10 protein-coding genes and 1 tRNA gene are annotated in these 17,376 nt (G+C 62.3%); 2 read left to right on the top strand and 9 right to left on the bottom strand.

Going from position 1 to position 17,376, the window contains the following annotated elements:
- Positions 1-21: 21 nt before the first annotated feature.
- The 6 genes from C7378_RS04685 to C7378_RS04660 all read right to left on the bottom strand — a co-directional run bounded on the left by C7378_RS04685 (position 22) and on the right by C7378_RS04660 (position 12,981).
- A complete protein-coding gene (locus C7378_RS04685) occupies positions 22-288 on the bottom strand; it encodes a YtxH domain-containing protein (RefSeq protein WP_131992356.1) in 267 nt (88 codons plus the stop codon).
- 128 nt (positions 289-416) lie between these two features.
- A complete protein-coding gene (locus C7378_RS04680) occupies positions 417-1,235 on the bottom strand; it encodes a hypothetical protein (RefSeq protein ID WP_131992353.1) in 819 nt (272 codons plus the stop codon).
- Between the two features lie 113 nt (positions 1,236-1,348).
- Positions 1,349-6,097, bottom strand: a complete 4,749-nt coding sequence (locus C7378_RS04675; protein WP_165876659.1) for a cellulose biosynthesis protein BcsC — start codon at positions 6,095-6,097, stop codon at positions 1,349-1,351.
- Complete coding sequence (gene bcsZ / locus C7378_RS04670) at positions 6,094-7,248, bottom strand: cellulose synthase complex periplasmic endoglucanase BcsZ (RefSeq protein WP_131992347.1); 1,155 nt, start codon at positions 7,246-7,248, stop codon at positions 6,094-6,096. The genes C7378_RS04675 and bcsZ overlap by 4 nt, the downstream gene beginning before the upstream one ends.
- 1 nt (position 7,249) lies before the next feature.
- Entirely contained in the window at positions 7,250-11,647 is a 4,398-nt protein-coding gene (gene bcsA, locus C7378_RS04665; protein WP_131992344.1) for a UDP-forming cellulose synthase catalytic subunit, read from the bottom strand.
- Positions 11,644-12,981 (bottom strand): cellulose synthase operon protein YhjQ/BcsQ, encoded by a 1,338-nt coding sequence (locus tag C7378_RS04660; protein WP_165876658.1) that lies wholly within the window; start codon positions 12,979-12,981, stop codon positions 11,644-11,646. The genes bcsA and C7378_RS04660 overlap by 4 nt, the downstream gene beginning before the upstream one ends.
- 365 nt (positions 12,982-13,346) lie before the next feature.
- Between C7378_RS04660 and C7378_RS04655 the strand changes: the two genes are divergently transcribed.
- A tRNA-Lys gene (locus C7378_RS04655) sits at positions 13,347-13,422 on the top strand.
- Positions 13,423-13,427: 5 nt separating this feature from the next.
- Here the strand turns inward: C7378_RS04655 and C7378_RS04650 are convergent.
- The gene (locus tag C7378_RS04650) at positions 13,428-14,465 is read right to left on the bottom strand and encodes a UDP-glucose--hexose-1-phosphate uridylyltransferase (protein WP_131992338.1); all 1,038 of its coding nucleotides are present in this window, start codon (positions 14,463-14,465) and stop codon (positions 13,428-13,430) included.
- 11 nt (positions 14,466-14,476) lie between these two features.
- Positions 14,477-15,682, bottom strand: coding sequence for an ATP-grasp domain-containing protein (locus tag C7378_RS04645; RefSeq protein ID WP_131992335.1), 1,206 nt, complete (start codon positions 15,680-15,682; stop codon positions 14,477-14,479).
- Positions 15,683-15,754: 72 nt separating this feature from the next.
- Between C7378_RS04645 and C7378_RS04640 the strand changes: the two genes are divergently transcribed.
- On the top strand, positions 15,755-16,354 hold the full coding sequence (locus tag C7378_RS04640) for a DUF4254 domain-containing protein (RefSeq protein ID WP_131992332.1): 600 nt from the start codon (positions 15,755-15,757) through the stop codon (positions 16,352-16,354).
- A 12-nt stretch (positions 16,355-16,366) separates the two neighbouring features.
- On the opposite strand, the gene C7378_RS04635 is transcribed toward C7378_RS04640, so the two are convergent.
- Positions 16,367-17,233: a creatininase family protein gene (locus C7378_RS04635; protein ID WP_165876657.1), complete on the bottom strand. Its 867-nt coding sequence runs from the start codon at positions 17,231-17,233 to the stop codon at positions 16,367-16,369.
- Positions 17,234-17,376 lie beyond the last annotated feature (143 nt).

Genomic DNA, 17,376 nt, shown 5'->3' with positions numbered 1-17,376 from the left:
CCTGCCGGTGAGCAGGATGGGCTAGCTGACGGCCTGCCTGGCCTTCTTGGCTACGGAGCCGGCGGTATCCATCGCATCTTCATAGACTTCCTTACCGCGCTTGATGGCTTTCTCTGCGTGATCGCCGAGGGTATCGGCCGCATCCTTGATGTAGTCGCTCGCATCTTCAAAATTCCGTTTGAGCTGACGGCGGGTCTTGTCACCAGCCTGCGGTGCGTAGATCAAAGCTACTGATGCTCCCGCTACTACTCCAACCGTGAAAACCGCCCAGAACTTAACTGTATTCATCCGTGTCGTTCTCCTAACGTCATGATAGCGGGACTGCCCGGCAATCTCAGTGGTGGGTGCGCCTGACAAATTGTCCCTGTACTAGTTCTTCTATGAGATACGTTCGGGGTCTGCGGGGTTGCAGCCGGTCAGTGGCAATGTAGACCCAGTTCCCGATGGTAGAGCTGGTTGTGGGGGAATTCCGTGGCCAAGCCGTGCAGCAGGGTGCAGGCGCCACCGGTATTTTTATCCCGGAGGTCCGCTACGGCTAGCATGACCCGCGCAAAGGGGGCCAGCAGGTTGCCGTGCTCGGCGGTCAGGGTGAGGTCGTGAATGCCCTGAGCCTTGTCCGTCTGGACGCCGCCCATCTGCAGAAACCAGCGAACAGGAGCGGGTTTGATGCCGCTGAGGTAGTTTTCAACGCCGACGGCAAGGTAGGCGTCGTAGGCCGTGGGGCGCTCCTTGAGGAGCTGTTCTGCGAGGGTGCGGCCCTGCTTGGTGTAGCTGAGCGCGGCGAGGTCACGCTTCTCAATGAGGGCGGCATAGTCCGAACGCAGGCCGAGCGAGAGCACCTTGGCAAACTGGGCGGTGGCGTCTGCGGGATCCTTGCCTAGCGCAGCGTTGGCAAGCTGGTCGGCCTTGTTCAGGGCGGTGTCGATCTTCTGCTTGACGGCGGGGTCGGGAACAAGTTTCTTGCGATCCTCGAAGCTGTTGTCGTCGACGAAGAGCTGAGTCTCAAGCACGCCGAGGCGGGCGAACTCGCCGAAGAGATAGCCTGCCGCCTCAGAGACGGGACCGAGAGGGTTGGCGGGCTGCTGTGCCTCGAACTGGCTGAAATGCTGCTGGGCCATGGAGAAGTTGAGGTCATACATATCGCGAAAGCCCTGCTCAATGAGGGGCGGATCTGAGGCATGGGCCACCGATGCGAAGCTGACGACAATCACGATGAAGAAGATAAGGCGGCGCATGTTCAATGAGTTAGACGCAGAATCAGGGGCGGTGCAAGGGAAAAAGCGGCGGCGGGGGTGAAATAGTCCGCTCGCCGCTGTTTCCGGTCACGCCGTTCTCTCTGTCCATTTCATTATGGAACCATGTAGGGCCTCATGCCAGTGGAGGGGAAAAGGCCCGTGGGGCCCAGCTCCGTCGGATATTGAGGCCGCGAGAGGAAGCGGACGAAGAAACCGACCGTCTGCTCGTTGTAGTCGCGGGAGTTGTTGAGGCTGAGGAAGCCCCCCACATACCAGTGGTCGGAGATGTTGTACGCGCCTTCGGAGTGGAGGTCGTAGTTAGCTCCGACACTGGAGGTCGTCGGATAGTAGGGATTCGAAACTGCGAACTGCAACGTCGGGTCCAGAGGGAAATAGGGGGTGGAGCCCTCCTGGAAGGCCTGAATGCCAAAGCTGCCGTTGACGGTGTAGTGGAAGTTGGGACCGTACTGGCCGGTCCAGCTGAGGGGGACATTGGCCAGCACGTAGGCATCGGGGCTGAAGTAGCCGCCCTGCCCATAGGTGAAGTAGCGGATGTTGTGCGAATAGTGCATGCCGAAGAAGTTGGCCCCGATGTTGAGGTTTCCTTCGTCAGGCAAGGTGAGAACGCGCCAGTACGAGCCGGCATCTCCGTCGATGCGGTTGTTGGTCTGGACGTGCGTGCCGGTGATGTACTGGCCGCCCATCTGGACGTAGAGGCCGGATTTGGCGTCGCCCTTCGCGTATTGCAGGACGCCGCTGTTAGCGATGACTCCACCCCAGATGTTGCCGCTGTAAGTGGGCGAAGCGGAGCCGGGATCGCGGAGCCCGGCGTAAGAGAGCTGGGTATCGCGGATGGAGTCACGGTTGAAGGTAAAGGTGACGGGCCCGCCAGCAGGATGCCAGAAGAAGCGCCCGGTGTAGTTCTTAACCAGGAAGCCGTAAGGGGTGTAACCGACGGCGAAGCCGAAGTTCTGGGTGGTGAGCTGAAGCTCGCCGCCTACTCCTGCTGCGTTCTGCTGGCTGAGGGTGGAACCGGCCGGCAGAGTGCCGAGGCGGGTGGTGGCGGTGGTGGGCACGGCTGCGCCGCTGGAGGTGCCGGCGTCGAGGAATGACGGGCGAGCGATGAGCGTGAGCCGGGCAGCGCTGCCGAGCGGGGTGGATGCCTCGAAAGGCGCTTCAAAGATGGTCAGCTGATCAAGACCCGGCGTGCCGGTGCGGTGGTCAAGGAGAGCAGTGCCGCCAAGCCAGGGGCTGAGGCCGCCTTGAATCATGGCAAGCTGCATCTGCGCCTCTTCGCGCGGGGTGTGGGTGGTCTGCTCGTGTCCCTTCTGATAAGGACCGCGCAGGGGTGGGAGATTCTGCTGCATGAGCTGCTCGTCGCTGGCACCCTGCTGGGGAGCCTGCTGAGCATTGACGCCGTAGCTGGATGGGCGCTGGTACTGGGGCTGCTCGACGGGCCCGAGCGGAGCGCTCTGCTGCGCGTAGTAGATGGGCGCGGCTTGAAGCTGCTGCTGAGGCACGGTGTACTGCGCCGGAAGGTACGCGGGCGACTCCCCGATGGGCTGGGTGGCGGCGGCGAGGGTGCGAGTGACCTGCTCCATGCGCGCGTTGGGGAGCGGAGTGATGGAGGCGCTGGTGTCGTAGGTGGAGGCGCTGGCCGGCTCGCTGGCCGGCTCCGGGTCAGGCTGATCGTTGTAGATCAGCGGAGTCGCCGGAAGTGTGGGCGGCGGCGTGGATTGGGCGGTGGACGGAAGCACCTCAGGCTGTGGCTCCGCTGGTGCGGCCTCCGCCTGCTGGGTGAGAGGGCCGCTGTCGGAGCCGCTGAAGACGGGCGCGTCGAGGGCGGCCTGCGGGACGTATTCGCCGAGGGTGCGGACGCGCGGCGACTGCGGAGCAGGAGTCCTGCTGTAGGTCGAAGGGCTATTGGCGGGGGGGACGACGGGTACGGGAGGGGTTGAGACCTCTTCCGGGTCAGGGCCGTAAGGCGCAGTGGAGGCCTGGGCCACGGGAGCGGCCGCGTACCCGGCCGAGTTATAGCTGGGCAATGCGGGCATGGCCTGGCGCGCGCTCAGCTCCTGCGCATCGGCGTCGGGACTGAGCAGGCTGGCGAGATCGGTGGGAGCTGCATTAGAGGCCTGTGTACGACGCACGGGATCGGGCGTGCGCAGGGCGTTAGCCAGCGCGTTGGCCGGGCTGACCTGCGGCATGGCGTCGAGCGAGGCGCGCCAGTAAGAAGCTGCACGGGCGGAGTCGCCGCGCGCCTGCTCAAAGCGGGCGGCCAGCGAAAGCACCTGCGGATCGCGGGGATACTGCTCGAGGGCGCGGCGCAGCCAGTCCTCGGCCTGCTTCATGTTGCGGGCAGCGAGAGCGGAACCGACCATACCCTGATAGTCGCCGCTGGCGGGAGCGGCGAGCAGACCCGCCTGATCGAGAGACTGATAGATGGCGAGGGCCTGCTTCGGATCTCCGGACTTGAGGTAGCCGGAGGCCAGCGCCTTGCTTACATCGGGATTGCCGGGGAAAGCCTGAGCGGCGGCGCTGAGAATCTGCTGCGAACGGCGGACATTGCCCGCCTCGGCGGCCTGGCCTGCGCGGCGAACGCTCCAGGAGGCCCAGATGGTCTGTACGGTGCGACGCTGCTCGGCGGTGAGATCGGTGCGGCTGCCGAGGGCCATGAGCTCACGATAGAGCTCGCGGTCAGACTGAGCGTTGTAGAGCAGCCATGCATCCTGAACAGCAACATCGGGCGGAGGCATGACGTTCTGCGCGCGGTAATGTGCCTGCACAATGCGGAGCTGCTGAAGCGCAGCCTGGGTGTTGCCTGTAGCTGTGTAGATACCGGCGAGGGTCTGCTGGTATTGAACATCCTGGTTGAGCAGCTGGCGTACTGGAGCGGGAATCTGGGAGATCTGGGCGAGGGCTTCGCGATCGTGGCCGGTCTGGTGGAGCGCGGAGAGCAGTCCCTTCCACCCGTCGGCGTGATCGGGATGCTCGATGAGCACGCGGCGATAGATTGCGTAGGCCTGCTGGGGATTGCTGCGCTGCAGATAGATGGAGGCCAGCTGCAGCTCCAGCTGCGGCGCGGGGGGATGCTGCATGCCGACGGCCCGCTCGAGGAAGTTTTGGGCGATGTCGAGATGGTTCTGCTGCTGATAGATGGAAGCAACCATGGAGAGGAAGCCGGCGGATTGCAGGGCTGCGTCGTAAACATTTGGCGGCATCTGCTCGACGACGCTGACGGCCTGCTGGTCGGCACCCATCTGATGCTCGACGCTGACCAGACCCTGCCAGGCGCTTACGTTGGAGGGATCCTGATTGATGATGTCGTGATAGATGCCGGCGGCCTGCGGGTAGTGCTTGCCAGCCTCAAGGAGCGCGGCGTACTGCAGCCGGGTTTCCGACTTCATGTTGCGGCCGTTGTCAGGATAAGGAAGGCTGAGGGCCTGGGCCAGCACCTGCTGGGCCAGAGCATCCTGGCCGGTGGCCGAGTAAGCAGAGGCGAGTGAGCGAAGGAACTCAGGATCAGTGCTGAGAACCCGATGAACTGCCGGGGGCAGGCGGCGCGAGGTATCGATGGCGGCCTGCGGGTTGCTGGACTGCGCCTGCGCCATGAAGAGGCCGCGCCATGCAGCTTCCGAACCAGGCGTGGTCTTGACGAGCTGCTGATAGATGCCTGCCGCCTGCCCGGGCTGCTGCGCCTTCATGTAAACACCGGCTAGCCCTTCAAGGGCTTCCGGGCTGGTGGGGCGAAGGCTCAGAGCGGCGCGATACTTGTCCACGGCATCGGCAAGTTTGCCGCTGTTGAGGGCGGTTGTGCCGTACTGCATGGTCTGCCAGAAGCGCGAGGTCTTGAGCGCCTGCTCGACGGCGGAGCTCTTCAACCCGTGCTGCTGTGCGCCCTCCAGAAAGGTGGTGGCAGAGGCGAAGTCCCCCTGCTTCATGCGCAGAAAGCCCATGCCGGCGAGGGCCTGAGTGTTGTCAGGATGGCGGGCGAGGATCTCTGAGAAGCCGCTCTGCGCTTCGTCAAGCTTGTTGGCTCGCAGGGCGGCGTAGGCGCGGCCCTCGGCCGGGTCCTGGGGAACCACGGATTGCGCCTTTGCCTGACGAGCCTCGGTAGCGGCAAGTTCAGAGGCCAGCTGGGAGTCCTGATGCTGCTTGAGATAGTCGCGGATGGCCGGGATGGAGCCGGGATTCTGCGCGTCCCATCCGAGGGCCTGCCGCAGCGCTGCCTGCGCAGCGCTGTTGCCGGGAAATTGACGGAGGATGCCTATGCCCTCTTTGCGAGTGGTGGGCTGATAAGTAAGAATGCGCCCCAGGGTGACCGAATAGCGGGGGTCGGAGGGGTACTTCTTCGCCAGAGCACGGAGACCGCTGATGGCGTCTTCGCGACCGGTGTTGGTGGAGGCCTCCGTGTCGTAATAGGCCAGAGCCCAGTCCCCGTCGGGCGGATGGGTGCCCCAGACTTCGCGGTAGATGCGCAGAGCGGCTTCGGGCTGGCCTGCCTGGGCCAGCTTCGAGGCCTGCTGCAGGCGGGCGGTCTGGGTCTGGGTGCTGACCATGGACTCGACCTTGCCGATATCCGGGCTGTTGGGGCTGAGCTGGCGGAGACGATCGAGATACTTAGAGGCCAGCGCGTTGTTGCCGCTGGCCTTCGCAGCCCGCGCAAGGCCGGCGATGGCCTCAACATTATTCGGATCAGAGAGCAGCAGCTGCTGCCAGGTTTGAGCAGCGAGATCGATATGCCCGGAGGATTCAAGCGAGCGCGCCTTGTCGAGCAGCATCTTCTCGCCTGCTGACTGAGCCAGGCCGGTCGCCGAAGTCAGGGCGAGAACTGCCAGCAATGTCGTAGTCGTTAGCCTCATAGTCGCTTCCATTTCACGTTGAGCTCTCCGTCCGGGGAGAAGGAGAAGCGTTGCGTCGCCCATCCTCTTCCGAACATGGCGAGGTTCTGATCGTAATAAGTTGGCTGCTGCCCGAAGAGACCGGTAGACGGGTTCTTCTCCTGCGAGAGCCGGGATTGCTGCCGCCGAAGAGCGTTCTGAAGCCCGAGAGCCTGGAGAAAAGGCACTGTCGCAGCCGAAAAGCCCACCGGGCCATTGGCGCTGAGGATGGAGCCGTCAGGGTTCACCTTTTCAGGTGGCAGCGGATGCGAGCGGAGATAGGCGGCCATTCCCGACAGGGATTCCAGGACGGCGGCTCTGCCGGGGGCAGCGGGAGCAGTGATGCCAGCCCAGAGGTAGACACGGATGGCGTCATAGCTGCCGGTGGGTGCGGCGAACTGTCCCGGCGCGGGGGCAGGGCGGAAGCCTTCGCCGGGGCGATAGGTGACCCAATCCATGGCAAAACCATGGCTCGCGCTCTGGGAGAGAAAGCGCGGGAGATCGGCGGCGAGCCTGCGCCATGGTCCCTGCGGATCGACGGCGGCCATGCGTGCGATGAGCGGCTGGGGAAGGTAGCAGGGGTTAAGCACCCAGGTGTCCGCGTTGGGGTGAAAACCCGTCTCGCCGGGGAGCAGCATGGGACCGAAACCGGGCAGGTCAGCGACCTCCGTCGAGGCGATGCGAGCGGCGAGCGCCTTGCCGATGGCGGTATAGTGCGGCTGCTGCCAGAGTCGGCCCGCTTCCAGGAGCGAGTATGCGATCCAGAGATCGGAGTCCGCGGCGGAGTGCGAGTCGAGGAGCTTCCATTCGCCATCGCCAGCGCGGCCCCACTGCCAGCCGGGGAGGCGTGCGGTGAGATCGCCGCCGGCGAGGTTGTTCTGCGTCCAGTGGAGGAGCTTATCGAAGGTCTGGCGGTCGTTGGCAACCAGCGAGAAGAAGAGGCCGTAGCTCTGCCCTTCGGACGTGGTGCGGTCTCCCGCCTGGTGATCGACGACGCGGCCCTGCGCGTCGATGAAGACCGACGAGTAATCCTGCCAGAGAGGCCATCCCTGAGCGAGGCAGGAGATCGGCGCAGCGAGGAGTGCCGCGGCGAGAAGCACAGTCCTGAACGAACGCTTCCGACGGAATTCCACGCTAGCCTTCCATGATCTGCAGCCGCAACCGGGCGCGGCGGCGAAGCCAGGTTCTGGTCCACACCGCAAAGATGAAGGAGAAGAAGACGATTCCGAAGGCCATGGACCACGGAACCTCGGTGAACCACAGGTTGATTGCGTTCCACCAGGGAAGACTGCCTACGTGGTAGACGGAGTCGCCGATGCGGAAAGACTGGAAGTCGGAGCCATGAAGGACGGAGACGGTTCCGGAAATGTCACTCGACTGGGCGTTCTTGAGGAACGCGCTCATCATGGGATCGAAGGCGGCTGCATCCTTGACAGCGATGACGACGATGCTGCGTCCCCGGGAGTAGGGGGATTCCATCCCCTCGATCACGGTGTCTGCGACGCCGGTCGTCTCAAGCACGCCGGAGACGGACTGCTCGGTGGGTTTCATCTTCCACCAGGCGTTGCGGAACTGCGCGAAGAAGCCAGCCGTGTCCTGGACCTTGAGACCGTCGGGAGAGATAAGCGCGGGCATGGAGGCCGAGAGCTTGTTGAAGGCCGGCTGATCCTGATTGGCGCCAATGACGAGGAAGTCGCGATCGACACCCTGCTGCATGGCATCGGCATTGGCAACTGTGACCCGCAGCGCGGGGAAACCGGTTTGCGCACCGAAGTGGCCGAGGAGGGTGAGGTAAAGCTCGATTTCCTGAGGAGAGGCATCGTCCGGCAGAACGATGGTGGTCTGGCTCAGATCAGCGAATCGCGTGAAAGGAAAGCCGGAGTTGCTGAAGAGCTCGAGGTCAGGTAAGGCGGCCCAGTGCGGCAGTCCCCGCAGGTCAAGATAAGAGTCGCGCAGGATGGAACCCTGCATGTTGATGGGAGTCGTATCGACGCAGCCCGGCTTCTTGAGCAGCTGGAAGATGAAGTTGAACGACAGAGAGTTAGAGAAGGGACGCAGGTCGACGGCGGGAACTGCGACGCGAATGCGGTTCACCTTGGACGCCTGCTGCGCGGGCACCAGCGGCAGCGAAGCGATGTAGGCATCGTTGGCGCGAAGCTGAAGGCTGGACGCGGGTCCGATCGGGATGGAGTTGTAGCGATAGTCGAGCGAGAGCGCGACGTTGCTCTTGTCCGCGAAATAGAGGTCGGGAGGGAGACGCAGATAAGTGTTGAGCGGGCCGGAGCCGTCTCCCTGCAGGGAATCGACATTGGCGTAGTTCCACAGCGGAACGTTCCTGTCGGTGCGCGCCCAGCGGGGAGCGTCGTCGGCTTCGCGGAGCTGAGGCGGGAGAAAGGAGTTGATGGTAACGGTCGCCCCCTGAAGTCCGTTCCAGCCCATGGCAAGGGCGCGGGCCGCGGTGAGCAGCTGGTCCTGGTCGCCACCGGTAACGATCAGGAGTTTTCCGTAAGGGTCGCTGGGGTTGGCGCGGATGGCGAGGGTGGGGCCGTTGACTGATGGGAGGTTGGCGCCGGCGGGCAGTGTGCCGGAGTTCTCGGCGATCAGGATAGCGTTGCCGCGTGGAATGGAGCCAATCGAGACGGGAAACCGCATGGCGCGATAATCCCCCAGCATGCCGAAGTAGGAGGTGACGATGCCGGCGGCCTCAAGGGCCTTGGCCGAGGGCTGCGCGCTGAAGACGATGGGCACAACGGGCGGGGTGGTCAGCGCCGAGTCAAAGAACGGGAGGGGCAACACCTTGAGGTCATCGGCGAGGGGCAGCATGTCGCCAGACATCGATATGGTGGAGTTGTTATCGACGCGGCTCCAGAGAGCGGTGTTTGCCGGGTCCTCACAGGTCATGACGTAGTGGCCGATGAACTCGAAGGAGAGCTGGTTGTTGCGCACCAGCAGCTCAGCCGGCAGGGTGAGGGTGGCGTTGAGGATCGCGTCGTGATCCGGCCCCGGCTCGGGAGCCTGCAGGGTGGCGAAGAGCGTGCCGTTGAGCATCACCTTGATGTGGCTGAGGTGCGCGATGAGGCCCGGAGAGAAGTGATAGATGACATGGAGGCTGGCCTGCCTGACAATCTCGTTCTGCGGCAGCGAGAAGGAAAGATCGCGGCGGCTGTCAATGCCTCGCATCTCAAGCGGCTGCGATAGACCGATGTCTTTCAAGGTGAACTGGCTGGTGAAGGCGCCCGCGGTCTGGGTTGCGGTGGCCGATGGCGTGGGAATGTTTGCCGCGCGAGCAGTGGAGGCTGCGCCGCCCAGCAGAGCCATGGCCAGCAATAACGGAGCTACGCGTTCGACTGCCAGGTTGCGGCTTCTGGCTTTCTTAGGCTTGCGGAAGGTAACGGTGTTGAAGGCCTCACGCAGGCCAAGCCCGGACAACTGCACGATGCGGAAGAAACTGCGCATAGGCTGATCGGCTTCGCGGGACTCGCCCCAGCCGAGCCAGGTGTCAGCACGTGAGTAGAGCACCATCGTCAGCAACTCCTCTTCAAAGATGGTGAGGTCGTCGAACTGCAGTCGCAGCATGTTGCCACTGTGCCCGACAACGGTCGAGGGCAGATCGGCATCGCCGATGTGCAGAGGGAAAATGATGCGGGTTGTGTCTCCCATTTTGAGCGGGACAGATTCAGACATGGTGAGGGCAGCGCCGCCGCTCGACACGTCAATGGTTTCGCCAGAGATCAGAGTTCCCTCCGCAAGCTTGATTTTTGCCGGCACCTGCACGGCAATGCGTACCTGCTCGCGACGCTGCTGCGATTCACGGGCGACGGCAGTGGCGGTACCCAGGATGATGATGTTGAAGACGGTCCACAGCGCATTCATCACGATGGTGCCGGGATGTGTGCCGTCCCACAGCCAGTTGAAGCCGGGGATGTGAACGAAACGCGGCAGCACGGAGAGAAGACCGATGAAGTTGAAGACAAGCATGACGATGAAGGGCTGGGCGATGCGCGAGTCGAAATAGGTGCGGTTCACGGTACCGCCCTTGTCAGTCACGTTGAACTTGCCGAGCTTGGGATTGACCATGGCGAGCAGGGTCGGAAGCAGGATGTAGGGTGAGAGCACGGTCTCGTAAATTTCATTCCAGAAGGAGTGCCTGTGCTGGCCCTGGATGCGCGAATTCGTGATGTTGGAAAGCGTAAGGTGCGGCAGCGCATAGGCGAAGATGGCAGCCCAGTAGCCGGGTACATTGGTGTGCGAGAGCAGCAGATAAATGAGCGGCGCGGTAAGGAAGATGAGCCGCGGCATCGCGTACATGAAGTGGGTCATCGCGTTGAAGTAGCAGAGTCGCTGCGGCAGCTTGAGCCCTTTGGCAAAGAGGGGGTTATCCGTGCGCAGAATCTGGATCATGCCGCGAGCCCAGCGGATGCGCTGCTTGACGTGGCCTGAGAGGCGTTCGGTGGCGAGGCCGGCGGCCTGCGGAATATTGATGTAGGCGGTGTTCCAGCCATTCATCTGCATGCGCAGCGAGGTGTGGGCATCTTCAGTGACGGTCTCGACGGCGATGCCGCCGATCTCATCCAGAGCCGTCCTGCGAAGCACGGCGCAGGAGCCGCAGAAGAAGGTGGCATTCCAGAAGTCGTTGCCGTCCTGCACGATTCCGTAAAAGAGCTCGCCTTCATTGGGAATGGTGCGGAACTGATGGAGATTGCGCTCGAAAGGGTCAGGCGAGTAGAAGTGATGCGGCGTCTGCAGCATCGCGAGGTTCTTATCGCGCTGGAACCAGCCCATGGTGACCTGCAGGAAGCTGCGCGTGGGGACGTGGTCGCAGTCGAAGATCGCGACATAAGGCGAATGAAGCTTTTTGAGAGCGCGATTGATGTTGCCGGCTTTGGCATGGGCGTTGTCGTCGCGCGTCATGTAGCCGATGCCGGCCTCTTCTGCAAACCGGCGAAACTCCTCGCGCTTGCCGTCGTCGAGGATGTAGACGTGCAGCCTGTCGGAGGGCCAGTCGATATTCATCGCAGCCAGCGCGGTGTAACGAACGACGCTGAGGGGCTCGTTATACGTGGGAATGACGAGATCAACATCCGGCCAATCCTCGGGATCCTCAGGCATGGGCACCGGCGCGCGGCGCAGCGGCCAGATGGTCTGCATATAGCCGAAGAAAAGGATGACAAAGGCATAGGCCTCGGCAGCGACCAGGACCCAGATGAAGAGCGCATCAAGCGGACCCCACTTGTTGCCGGGGTCGTGGAAGAAGCCGATCACCGTGCCGATGCGCCACCATGCGTAGCGCACGGTGGAGAACATGGACATCATCATCAGCGTGAGGGTGATGAGATAAGAATCAGAGGAGCGCGCCAGCCACATGCCAAGGATCAGCAGGACCAGGCCCATGACCGCCTGCTGCGGCCAGGTGAGCTGCACGGTGGCAAAAAAAGCAAAGCCGATCAGCCCGGAGAGCATGAGCAGAAAGCGGATCAGGGAGGGGAAAAATCCGTCGCCAGATTCAAGCGCGGAGAAGAGCCTTGACGTCATCGCTCGCTCCAGCGAGTTGCGCGGAAGTCCGTGGCGTTCGATGTTGAGAGCTGTTGAAGCCAGGTGGCCAGGTTGGAGAAATCCTCAATCGCAGCCGTACCGGGAGCGTAGTCGACTACGGTCATGCCTTCGGCGAGCGCCTCGCTGAGGGAGTAGCTGCGTCCGATGGAAAACGGCAGCAGGCGATCTCCGAGCTGCTTGCGCAGCACCTCGCGTACATCAAGATGCAACGGTACGGCAGCATCAAACTGATTGAGCACAAAGTACGGTTGCACCGGCTGCCCGAAGCTGTCCTGCTGCGAATGGAAAAAAGCGTTGAGGGCCTGGAGGGTGACCACTGAATTCATGTCAGGCACAACAGGAACGAGCACGACGGGATCAAGCCGCAGCAGGCGGCGCATGGAGGCCATGGAGCCTGTCTGCACGTCGATGAGGACGCGGCCTACTCCGCGAGCGTCCCGCTGAATCTCGTCGATCATGCGGTCGCGCTCGGAGTTCTCACGGCCGAAGCGCTCCACGTCGAGACTTACTACGCTGACGGGCTGGTCTTCGCAGCTGCAGGAGAAAGTCCGAACCGTGTTCGGACGGAGGTCGCGCGCGCCGAAGTAGAACGGCAGCAACCCGTACGAGGTCGTGTCAACCAACAGAGTGCGCTCACCCTGCGCCGCGAGGACGCGGCCGAGGGTGGCGACCAGGCTGGTCTTGCCAACGCCTCCGGCGATGGAGAAGACAGCCAGTGCGGGAGCCCGATGTTCCGATCTGCGGCCAGCGGGACGGTCTCCATGATCCTCGCGATCGAAGACCCCTTTCAAGGCGAACCAGCGCGAGGCTACATCTTCGCGGGATTGCTGCAACGTGTCCTGGGCGTCGGAATATAGATCGTGCTCCAGAGCAGCAGGCCAGCGGGAGGATTCACCCTCAAAGTCGAACTGCTGCACCGGCACGGGACGCCACGTGGGCTGGCTGCCCGCGGCGGGACGCACCGCGCGAGGCGCTGCGAAGGCCGGTACCGCGGGAAATTGAGGAGCAGAAGGCAGTTCAGGGACAGGCTCCGGCTTTCGTTCGGAAGCAGCAGCGGCAATGGCAGGGGGCAGAGGAACGGGCGCCTCAGGAACCGGAATCTGACCGGAGTTTTCCTGCGCGACCTTCTCAACAGCCTCACGGGCGAGAGCATCCTGCTCGCTCTGCGCGCGATGGCGATTCTGGGCCCGTACCTGCTGACGGGAGTCCCCGAAATCGCGGTACTTGACGCCGTGCATGTTTGCCCAGGAATAGAGTGTGGCGATATCTGCGGGGGGCTGCTGCGGTTCCTTGCCGGACTGACTTTCCGTCATTACCCTGACCTCTTCCTTACTTAAAAATCTCCTGTAGAGCCGCGCTTCACGCTCGTTCAGGTTGCTGCATCGCGGGGGATTTAACAGCAAGAGTAATGTCAGGCGATGTGCACCGCAATAACACTGATGGGCCAGATGTATGCTCCTCCGTTGCATATCTATCCTCCGGAAGAGCGACTTTAACCTATTTACCTCCAGAGACTTGTGGCCTGGTAACAGCTTCGGGCCGGTTCCTCCTGCATGCACCGCTGGTCACCCTGAAGGCCGGGCAGATGCAGGCGAGACCGCACACAGGTAACCCTGCTGGAAGGTTACCTGCATTTGCGGTATCGCTGTGATATTTTTGAGTAGAGAAGTAGTGACGTGAGCTCGTAGCTCAGTTGGTAGAGCATCGCCCTTTTAAGGCGTGGGTCCTGGGTTCGAGCCCCAGCGAGCTCACCACCCGGCTAGCGCCGGGTGAAGTGAGTATCAGACACAGCACGCAGCCGTTCGGCTGCACTCTCAGGGGTAATGTCGCGCTGCGGCATGCCCAGCATCTCAAATCCCACCATAAACTTACGGACGGTAGCCGAGCGCAGAAGCGGCGGGTAGTAGTGCGCGTGGAAGTGCCACTCCTCGTGATCGCCGCCTTTGCAGGGCGCCTGGTGGAAGCCCATGGTGTAAGGGAAGCTGGTCTCGAAGAGGTTGTCATAGCGGACGGTGGTCTGCTTGAGGATATCGGCCAGGGCCGCGCGCTGGGACTGGGTGAAATCGGCGAGGGAGCGGAGATGCTGCCGGGCGATCACCAGGGTTTCAAAGGGCCAGACTGCCCACCACGGAACCACAACGAGGAACTCGTCATTTTCGGCAACGATACGGGTTCCCTGCCCCGCCTCAGTCTTCTGATAGTCGCAGAGGAGACAGGAGCCGTGCTCGGAGCGGTAGGCGAGCATGGCCTCGGTCTCCTTGGCGGGCTCGTCGGGAACGTGCTCAGTTGCCCAGATCTGGCAGTGGGGGTGGGGGTTGCTGGCGCCCATCATGGCGCCGCGGTTCTCGAAGATCTGCACGTAGCCGGTCTGAGGGAGGGCGCAGAGTTCGTTGTACTGGGCGGTCCAGGCGTCAACGACGCCCTCGATCTCAGCATGAGACATGAGGGCAAGGGTGAGGCTGTGGTCAGGGTGGAAGCAGACGACCCGGCAGCGGCCCCGCTCGGCCTCAGCGCGCAGCAACGGAGAGGCGGTAGCGCCGGGCGCAGGCGAGTCAGGCAGCAGGGCGGCGTAGTCATTGTCAAAGATGAATACGCTTTCATAGGAAGGGTTGGTATGGCCGCCAGCGCGGGTGTTTCCCGGGCAGAGGTAGCACTGCGGATCATAATGCAGATCGGAGAAGCCGGAGGCTTGATTGACTTCGCCCTGCCAGGGGCGCTGGGTCCGATGCGGAGAGACGAGGACCCACTCCCGGCGGAGGGGATTGTAGCGGCGATGCGGAAATGCCAGATCAGACACCAGAGTTCCTTTCAATCGGTCGGTTTATCGGGGACGGGAGCGGAGGCCAGATACTCTTCTGCGAAGCGCTGACTGTAGTCTTCGAGGAGGGACTCGACCCGTTGAGGGTTGGGCGACTGCAGGATGAGTCCTGCGTGGTGATGCTTTTTCATGCGGAAGACGATCTCCGGCGCATCGAAAGCGGTCGTATCCGGCTCAGCGGTGCGCGCGAGGCAGAGTACGCTGCCGGAGTAAAGGGCGTTGACAGGCGGCAGGGTGTAGGGGTCTCCGCGAAGGGAGCAGACCTCGATGCGCGCCCATTCCGCCCAGAGGTTGACGCCGGTGGCGTATTCAACCACCTCGGCGATGAAGGCGCCCCCCACACGGGCGGCAGCCTCAAGGAAGTAGTAGCGGCCGTCTTCGGCACGGATATATTCGGCGTGGGAGACGCCACGAAGCAGCCCCATGGCAGGCATGAGATGTGCGTTGAGGGCCGTGAGTTCCTCAGAGTCGTGCGAGCTGCGGTCCAGGACGCGAGTGGTGAAGACACCTCCCTCATGCATGACCTGCATCGGCGGCTTGCCGTAACCACAAACCGTGGAAAAAACGACATGGCGCTCGCTGGTGATGGCGTCAACATGGAAGATGTGGCCGGGGATGAACTGCTCCAGCAGATAGAAGCTTTGGCGGTCGCCAAGATCGTCCAGGATGCGCCAGAGCTGCTCGGAGTCGTGGACCTTTCTGATGCCGATGGCGGAGGCCTCGGAGCGGGGCTTGAGAACCCAGGGAGCGGGAACGCTGGCCATGTAGGCGCGCAGCTCGTCGTAGTTAAGGATGGGGACGAACTCCGGGACGAGGACGCCTGCGCGTTCAGCTACATCGCGCATGGTGAGCTTGTCGCGAAAGTGAGTCGTAGTGGTGCGGCCCATGCCGGGGATGCGCATGTGTTCCCGCAGATGCGCGGCGGCCTCCATATCAAACTCGTCGAGGGCTACGATGCGGTCGAATTTTCGGCTGCGGGCAAGATAGGTGACGGTGTTGGTCAGCTGCTCGAGGGTCAACCCCTCGGGCATGGTGATCAGCTCCTCGAGGGCATCCAGCGGCCAGTCGGCATGACGCAGCTTATCGACGGTAAGCAGGATGACGCGGCAGCCCATTGCAGCGCACTGGCGCAGAAAGGCCTGTCCCTTTTCATAGGTCGAGATGCAAAAGATCGTCTCACGTCGGTCCATCGTCATAGATCTGCGCCCATTTTCACTGCGGTTAGTTCTACCATAAGGAGGCACCGCCACCCATCGGCTGTTTTACTTATGATTGAGCTCTCTGCGAACGAACTTATTGTGATGCACGACCGGCTGACGGCGGAGTGGCATCGTGTCCTGCCACCCGGCGAGCTGCCTGCGCACGATTTTTCTGCAGCGGCAGCCGCTCAGCACCTGGCCAATTTTGAGCTGTGGCATACGGAGGATCGCGCTCGCGCGCCGTTAGCGACCGATGGTGAAATTGCCGCGGTGAAGCGTTCGATTGACCGCATCAATCAACGACGAAATGACCTGACGGAGCGCTGCGATGAACTGCTGCTCCAGGATCTGGCCTCACGGAGGCTTCCTGAGCCGGAGGCTACGCTGCACTCGGAGAGCCCTGGGTTGATGATCGATCGGCTGTCGATCCTGGCGCTGAAGATTTATCACACCGCAGAGCAGATGAGCCGCCCGGACGCGCCGCCCGGCCACGCTGAGCGGAACCGGGAACGACAGCGCGTGCTGGTGGAGCAGCGAAGCGACCTTGCCGCCTGCCTGGATGAACTGTGGCGGCAAGTGCTCGCGGGCGAGAGACGCTTCAAGGTTTATCGTCAGCTGAAGATGTATAACGATCCGCAGCTGAACCCTGCCATTTACAGGAAGAGCTGAGGGCTCAGTTCCCTACTGGGGCGTGTCGAGCGGGTGCTGCGACTCCTGAAAGAATTGGTTCTGCAGCTTGAGGCTTTCGTCATCTGCCTTCACTGCGCGGATGACATCGGCTATGCCCTTGATCCAGGCGTCCATGTCGGATTTGCCGAGAGCAAGGTTGGCATGCGAAGCATCTCCGGCGTAATGGTTGGGGAAGCGGGCATACCACCAGATACCGGTATAGACGCCATCGGGCAGATGAAGCCGCTTCTGATCGGCCCCGGACTCGCTGGGGACGCGATCCATGTGCAAGAGCTCAGGATGCGAAACCATGATGTGCGAGGTTTCGGACTCGCCTGCGTGCATATCAACGGTGGAATGCTCAGCGGGACGGCCGGGCTGGTTGTGACTCCACCAGTAGACGTAGACAACATAGCTGTGGGGTGACTGCATCTGTGTTTGAGCGAAGTACGGAAGCAGGTTTTCATTGCCTCCGTGCCCGTTGACGATAATGATCTTCGTGCAGCCGTTGCGGCCCATCTCATCGGTGGTTTCCTGCAGAAGGCTGAGCTGCATGTTGGCACTGTAGGCCAGAGTTCCGGGCTGGTGCCTGGCTTCACCGATCTGACCGAAGTAATAGGCGGGAAAGACGACTGCGTATTCTTCTTTGGCAGCGCGCGCCGTGACGTAGCGAACGTTGAGCAGGTCGGTGCCGAGGGGCAGATGCGGTCCGTGCTTTTCGATGATGCCGAAGGGGAGAACGCAGACGCCTTTGGATTGATGGATAGCGGCTGCAAAATCGGCAGCGGTCAGCTCTTCCCATTGCGGGGAGAGCGTGGATTGCGCCCGGCAGACACACGACAGCGAAAGGCATAGGATGGTGAGGAATACACGATACACTCTCGATTCTCCTTCGCGAGCATCATAGTCTTGACTGCCGGACTGATGAACAGACTGGGTAGAAGCGGACGGAATTTGACGCAGCACCGGCTTCTGCGTATAAAAACGAGGTCATAGGGAATGTCTGAAACGAGCGCCATGGG

Source organism: Acidipila rosea, assembly GCF_004339725.1.
Lineage (GTDB): Bacteria > Acidobacteriota > Terriglobia > Terriglobales > Acidobacteriaceae > Acidipila > Acidipila rosea.
This window is presented reverse-complemented; position numbering and strand designations above follow the sequence as displayed.

Bases quoted from the DNA above. Each gene is read 5' to 3' on its own strand.
- C7378_RS04685 (WP_131992356.1), bottom strand. From the start codon at position 288: ATGAATACAGTTAAGTTCTGGGCGGTTTTCACGGTTGGAGTAGTAGCG.
- C7378_RS04675 (WP_165876659.1), bottom strand. From the start codon at position 6,097: ATGAGGCTAACGACTACGACATTGCTGGCAGTTCTCGCCCTGACTTCG.
- C7378_RS04645 (WP_131992335.1), bottom strand. From the start codon at position 15,682: ATGACGATGGACCGACGTGAGACGATCTTTTGCATCTCGACCTATGAA.
- C7378_RS04660 (WP_165876658.1), bottom strand. From the start codon at position 12,981: ATGACGGAAAGTCAGTCCGGCAAGGAACCGCAGCAGCCCCCCGCAGAT.
- bcsA (WP_131992344.1), bottom strand. From the start codon at position 11,647: ATGACGTCAAGGCTCTTCTCCGCGCTTGAATCTGGCGACGGATTTTTC.
- C7378_RS04680 (WP_131992353.1), bottom strand. From the start codon at position 1,235: ATGCGCCGCCTTATCTTCTTCATCGTGATTGTCGTCAGCTTCGCATCG.
- C7378_RS04640 (WP_131992332.1), top strand. From the start codon at position 15,755: ATGATTGAGCTCTCTGCGAACGAACTTATTGTGATGCACGACCGGCTG.